The organism is Streptomyces sp. YS-3, assembly GCF_045257485.1.
GTDB lineage: Bacteria > Actinomycetota > Actinomycetes > Streptomycetales > Streptomycetaceae > Streptomyces.
Genome location: NZ_JBJHPC010001033.1, coordinates 1 through 1,199, shown reverse-complemented (window position 1 = coordinate 1,199; position 1,199 = coordinate 1). Strand labels below are relative to the sequence as shown.

Here is a 1,199-nt window from a genome sequence, read left to right as displayed (position 1 = left end):
GGTGTGGGGGTGGCTGCGGTGGCTGCGGCCCCGCCGGGCGGTGGCGCTGCCGCGCGGGGTGCTCAGGCGGCTTCGCGTGATCATGTGGGCCTCTTTTGCCGGGGTGTTGTGGCGTCAAGCTGTGGGTGCGGGTGCGTGTGGGCTGGCCGGTGAGCTGGTGGGCAGGTAGCTGGCCAGGGCGGCGGCGGTGGGGTTGGTCCCCGGCACGGTGTGGGGAAGGTGCAGTGCGGGTCGCGTGGGAGCCGGTTGCGTACGTCTGCGGCGCGCTGGGAGTCCGGGCCGGGGGCGGTGAGGTGTCGGCGTGGCAGCGCCCCTTCGCGTGGGCCAGCTCGGGTCCCGGCGTACGCCGGCATCTGGCGGGAGGTCCCTTCCGGGAGGAAGAGGAGGGCTGGTGCGGGACGGGTTCGCCCGGGTTGCGGCGGTCGGTTTCGTGGAGAGGCGGGTGGGGGTGCTTGGGCCGGGCTGACGGGTCGGTGAGGGCGAGCACGGGTGGATGCTCGCCTCGCCTCGCGTGTGCCGGGCGGGGAGTGATGAGGGTTATCGCAGTGCCTTCACTGTGCTGGCGATGTCCTGGAGGGTGCGTTCGGCCTGCCACTGGTCCTCGTCCAGGGAACGGTTGAAGCGTTCCTGGACGGTGAGGAAGAACTCGGCGACGGCGAGGGAGTCCAGTTCCAGGTCGGCCAGCGACATGCCGGGAGTGACCTGCTGCGCGGGAACACCGAACTTCTCGGTGAGCAGGGTGAGGAGCGTGTCGTACACGGCTGCCAGGTCAGGTGTCTTCGGTGGCAGGGCGTTGTGGGTGCTGTGCGGTTGTGGAGGCAGGGCGTGGGGTGTGAGGTCGGGCCAGGTCAGGGTGATCGAGCCCCAGGTCAGTCCGCCTCCGAACGCGGTCAGCAGGGTGCGGGCGCCGGAGCGGAGCACATTGAGCTGGGCGGCGCTGTACATGGCCAGGGGGATGGAGGCGGCAGCGGTGTTGGCGACCTCGCGGATGTTGCCGTGGCGGTGGAGGGGGGCGATGTTCAGGCGGTCGGCGACGGCGTCGAGGATCCGCTGGTTGGCCTGGTGTCCGATGAAGACTTCGATACTGTTCGCGGGCCAGCCGGCTCGGGCGAGCACGGTGCGGGAGGACTGGGTCATACGGTGCACGGCGTGGGCGTAGACCGGGGCGCCGCTCATCCGGAGGTAGAGCTGGTGGGGCG

Annotated in this window: 1 protein-coding gene; it reads right to left on the bottom strand. The window is 71.1% G+C overall.

Features of this window, described 5'->3' with window-relative positions:
* Nucleotides 1-537 precede the first annotated feature (537 nt).
* A partial coding sequence (locus ACJA3G_RS37290; protein WP_406557441.1) for a 3-oxoacyl-[acyl-carrier-protein] synthase III C-terminal domain-containing protein occupies nt 538-1,199 on the bottom strand: 662 nt, incomplete at its 5' end.